Below are 4,812 nucleotides of genomic sequence, written 5' to 3'. Positions count from 1 at the left end.
CAGAGCCTCCTAAATTGGCGAAACAACAGCTGGCCGAATGGTTTTGGGCAGCGCGAATAAGCCGCTGCGTCAGCGGGACGATCCCGGACGCATGGCGTCGACCACCACAGGCGATTCGGTGAAAGCGCGTAACGCGAAGGCGTCACCGCGCGCGATCCGACAGATGCCCGCCGTCGGCTTGACTCTCGCTCGTTCCTCCAACTTCACTGCCGCTCGGCGGGCGTCGCGGCTATGTCAGCTACGTCACACGGGAGTGATCCGTGCATTGCGAACACTAGGCGCTCGGTTAATAAAAAGGAACTTTTTCCCTTAAAAACTTCTGGACGCTTGACCAGGGCGACTACCAGGGCCGGAGCCTCTAGACAGAAGTGTGCGCGCGACCACAGAGACGTCGCGTTTGTGAGCTACCACACGTTCGGAAGTGCAGACTATGAGCGGGAACGTTGCATCCACGTTGCATCGGCGCCGAGCCGCCGATCGAGCACCCGGATCTTGGCCTCGATCTGCGCATACAGGGGCGAATCACGATCGACTGTCGCCCGGTAGGCGGCCCACGCGGCGGCGTCGTCGCGGCCCTCGGCCCCCGCGGTCCAGCGGCGCAGCACGGCGGAATCCGCCGAACTCAACACCGCGGTGCGCAGTCGCACCCGCAGCTCGTCGCGAATATCGATAATCCCCGGCGCGGTCGAGCGCGGCAGCACCGGTCCGGCGTAGAGCCGCAATGCCGCATCGACATCACCGGAGTCGAGCGCGGCGCGCAACGCCTCCACATCGGTTGCGATATGGACGCGCAAACGGTAAGGGCGCGAACCGAATACGGTCGGGCCGACCACGGTTCGCAAGCGGGACACGGCGGCCCGGATGGTGCCGTTGTCCAGATCCGTGTCGTCGAGCAGCAGCGCGAGATGATCGGCGCCGAGCCCCTCCGGATGTTCGGTGAGCAATAACAGGATCTCGGCATGCCGCTGCGACAACGAAACCCGGTCGCCCGCGACACTCAACTGCGGCTGCCCGAGACCGAGCACCTCCAGACCCAACCGGCCCGACGACGGCGCGTCCAACGCGTGCCCGCCCGACGGGCCGTGCCGGTTCGAGCGCAGCGCGGTCAGCAGCAGATCCATCTCGGCGGCGGTCGCGGTGGCCTTGACCAACGCGAGAATCTCGGGCTGGGCGACCCGGACGCCGCCGGCGATCATCAGCACGCCGACCAGCCTGCCGTCCGGATCATGCACCGGCGCAGCGGCTCCGGTGATCCGATGCATCCGGTGCAGGAAGTGTTCGGGGCCGTGGATCCAGGCCGCCCGGCCGGTGCGTACCACCAGACCGACTGCATTCGTGCCGATCCGGCGCTCGCTCAGATCGTCGCCGGCCCGCAGCCCGATCTCGGCGGCGGCGCCGACCTGATCCGGATTGCCGTGCACGGAGAGCACGCGGCCGAACTGATCGGCCACCACGACGATCAAACCCGTTCTGGCGGTGTCCTGTACGAGGAGTTTGTCGATCAGCGGCATCAGCGTGGCGATCGGATGTGCCTCGCGGTAGCGCTGCAGATCGGCGCCGCGTAGTCCGCGCCCGTCCAGCGGGTCCATCGGATCGACGCCGCCGCGCACGCTGCGCAGCCAGGATTCGACCACGGCAGGGCGCAACAATCCGGCAAGCTGGGTGAGCTGATCGCCGCCCGCGCTAAGGTATCCGTGGGCCTGCGCGGCATAGGCCTCGAGCGCGCCGAGTTGCGTGCCGGGCTCGACGCCGTGCTGTGGGGGCCGCCCACCTGCAATGTTGCTGACCATTTGCCTTTCTTTCCGAACCAAACTGTACCGGCGGCTACACCTCGGTACCGGCGGATGTCTGGGTTTGTCCGCCAGGTCACACCGGGTTTGCACCCCTTACAAATGTGACCTACTCGTCTTCCACTTCACCGCCCCAGATGGTCCGCGACGTTTTCCGCGATCATCACCGTGGTCGCCTGCGGACCGCGGCTCAGCGGCACCGGGACGACGGAGAGATCTATCACCGACAAACCGGTCAGGCCGTGCACTCGGCACAACTCGTCCACCACCGCCCGATCGTCGTCCGCCCGGCCCATCCGGCAGGTTCCGGAGAGATGTTGCGAGGTAGCCAGATTCGCGTGCAGCCAGGCGTCGGCGGATTTCGGCGGCTGCGGCATCGGGTCGGTGCGTGATTGTGCGGACATCCGGTGCAGCACCTCCGCCGCCGTCGCGATCGCGCCACGTAGCCGGGTCCGATCGTGCTCCGCCGAGAGATATCGATGCTCGATCACCGGCGGTATCGCCGCGTCGGCCGAGCGCAGCCGCAACACGCCCGCGGACTGGGGCCGCATCAGGGCGATGCCGAGGCGCTGTACGCCGGGTGTGAAAGCGACCGTGTATGGCCGAATTTCGATGTCGTCCAGCTCCAGCACGTATTCCAGTGGGACGGTTGCCTGTTCGGGTGCGTCGAGTCGGTATTCGAGACCGATCTCGGGGTGGTCGGTGAACCAGGCGCCGACCGGTGCGGGCCGCACGACCAGGATGTCGAGGGCCCGAAGATGTTCGGCGTTGCCGATGCCGGAACGCAGCAGCAGCGCGGCGGATTCGATCGCGCCCGCGCTGAGCACGATGTGGTCTGCCCAGATGGTTTCGGTCCGGTCGTCGCGCATGACATCGACACCGACCGCGCGGGTGCCGCGAAAACGAATGCGTACCACCGTCGTTGCCTCCTGGACCGTGAGGTTCGGCCTGGCCAACGCGGGCAACAGGTAGCCGGATGCGGTGCTGACCCGTCGACTGTCCTCGATGTTGCATGGCACCGCGCCTACACCGTCGGCGTCTGAGCTTGCGTTCAGATCGGATATAGCCGGAAAGCCAACTGCCGCACAGGCAGTGGCGAACTGCTCGCTCAGCGGTGCCGGATTCGTGCTGCGGCGCACCGGAATCGGACCGGATCGTCCGTGCCAGGGATGGTCACCGAAGTCGACGTCCCGTTCCGAACGGCAGTACGCCGGTAGCACCGAATCGAACGACCACATCTTCGACGAATCCAGCTCGCGGCTCCACGCTTCGAAGTCCGCGGCGGTGGCCCGCACGAAGTAACTGCCGTTGACCGCGCCGGACCCGCCGATCACCTTGCCGCGCACTATGTTTCCGGCTACCCCAGCGTCAGAAAGGGTGACCGGATAGCGCCACAGCCATGGCGCATCCGCGCCGACCGGCAGGCTGGTGGCATCGAGCAGCTCCGCGGGAAATCCGTCCGGCGCGCGCCACAGCCTCCCGGCTTCCAGCAATCGGACAGTGTGGTCCGGATTCTCACTCAGCCGCGCCGCGAGCACACAGCCCGCGGTACCGCCCCCGACGATGAGCGTGTCGGTCATCCGAACCCTGTCCGATCAGTGTGACCGCGCCGATCAGTGTGACGGCGCAGTAGGTTTCAGCGATTCCGGGCTGCGCGCGCGGAACGCGCCGACCCAGAGGCCGGTACCGTAGGCGATGTCGTCGAGCCGCTTGTACGCCACGTAGCGCACCGGATCGAGGCCACCGGCATCGCGATGGGTGAACCAGTCGGCCAGGCCGTCCGCGACGGCCATGGTGATCGCGATGCGCCGAATCCGCCGCGACACCAGCATCGCCAGCAGCGTCACCGGCCAGTAGTGCCTGCACATCGCGGAGGCCAGCCGCCACAGACCGGCGAAGAAACCGCGGGACAGATAGATCGCCGCGATCCGTGTCGGGTTGTCCAGCTCCGCGAAGACCCGGCGTAGTCGGACCAGCGCGGTGACCAAGGTGATCACCCCGCCGATCAGTCCCCACTTCGACAGCGTGGCGAACAGGAACGCGGCCAGCATGGTCCAGGAGGGCAGCGACAGCGGCGAGACCATGCCGGGATGGCGCTCGCCGAGCGGCGCTGCGCCCGTGCCGTAGAACATCTTTCGGCCGAACCAGGCGCGGAAGGAGATGCGGTGGTCGTGCGCGACATGGGCGGCGGGCTCGTAGCGCAGCCGCCAGCCCGCCTGCTCGAGCCGCCAGCACAGATCGACGTCCTCGGCGACCAGCATCGACTCGTCGAAGCCGTCCTGGGCCAGCAGTGCCCGGCGGCGCACCAGTAGCGCGGCGCTCGGCACGTAGGAGACCAGTCCGTGCGACTGCACGGCGGCCTCCCGCCTGCCAAGGTCCAACGAGGAGCGGGTGTGCTCGTAGCGGGCCAGGGCATTGGACTCCGGGTCGAGCGCGACGATCCGCGGGGCGACCAGCGCCACCTCCGGATCGCTGAAGTGCCCGAGCATCACCTCGAGCCAGCCGCTGCGCGGGACCACGTCGGAATCGAGGAACGCGACGAAGTCGGTTGTCGCGGCCTTCAATCCGGCGTTGCGCGCGGCGGCGGGGCCCTGCTTCTCGTCGTGCCGCAGCACGGTCACCCGGCAGCGGGTGCCGCGGTCGCGCGGGATCTGCACCGGTTGGTCCGAGCCGTCGTCGACCACGATGACGTTGTGCCCGCGCAGTGCCGCGAGCAATCGGGCCAGGCCGTCGGCGTTGTTGTGCAGCGGCACGATGACAGTCACGTCCTCGGGCGACGGAAGCAGCCGGGGACGTGGGTTGGCAACTCCGGAGTCGAGCAGCCGTCTGGCAACGGTCGCGGACTTCGGGCCGGTCACCTCGAGGTACCCGTCGCCGATCATCTCGGCGGCCTCCGGGGCAAGTCGCAGCAACCGGGCGGGCGAGCCGCCGATCAGCACCCGCCCTCCGGAGTATGCGCGTACCCGTGGATCAATCCGCACCCCGAATCCGTCGGGCAGGCGATCATGGCGCATTCCTGGCA

3 protein-coding genes are annotated in these 4,812 nt (G+C 67.7%); all 3 read right to left on the bottom strand.

Features of this window, described 5'->3' with window-relative positions; genetic code table 11:
• Window positions 1-428 precede the first annotated feature (428 nt).
• Window positions 429-1,790 carry a GAF domain-containing protein gene (locus tag ACIBK2_RS29690; RefSeq protein ID WP_396971816.1) on the bottom strand — a complete coding sequence of 454 codons (1,362 nt, stop codon included), beginning with the start codon at window positions 1,788-1,790 and terminating at the stop codon, window positions 429-431.
• A gap of 125 nt (window positions 1,791-1,915) precedes the next feature.
• The gene (mftG, locus tag ACIBK2_RS29685; RefSeq protein WP_396971814.1) at window positions 1,916-3,370 is read right to left on the bottom strand and encodes a mycofactocin system GMC family oxidoreductase MftG; all 1,455 of its coding nucleotides are present in this window, start codon (window positions 3,368-3,370) and stop codon (window positions 1,916-1,918) included.
• Window positions 3,371-3,403: 33 nt separating this feature from the next.
• Window positions 3,404-4,804, bottom strand: coding sequence for a mycofactocin biosynthesis glycosyltransferase MftF (gene mftF, locus ACIBK2_RS29680; RefSeq protein WP_396971812.1), 1,401 nt, complete (start codon window positions 4,802-4,804; stop codon window positions 3,404-3,406).
• Window positions 4,805-4,812 lie beyond the last annotated feature (8 nt).

It is taken from the genome of Nocardia sp. NPDC050175, assembly GCF_044459885.1.
Classification (GTDB): domain Bacteria; phylum Actinomycetota; class Actinomycetes; order Mycobacteriales; family Mycobacteriaceae; genus Nocardia.
The sequence above is the reverse complement of the archived record's forward strand: the minus strand, read 5'-3'. Positions and strand labels throughout refer to the sequence as shown.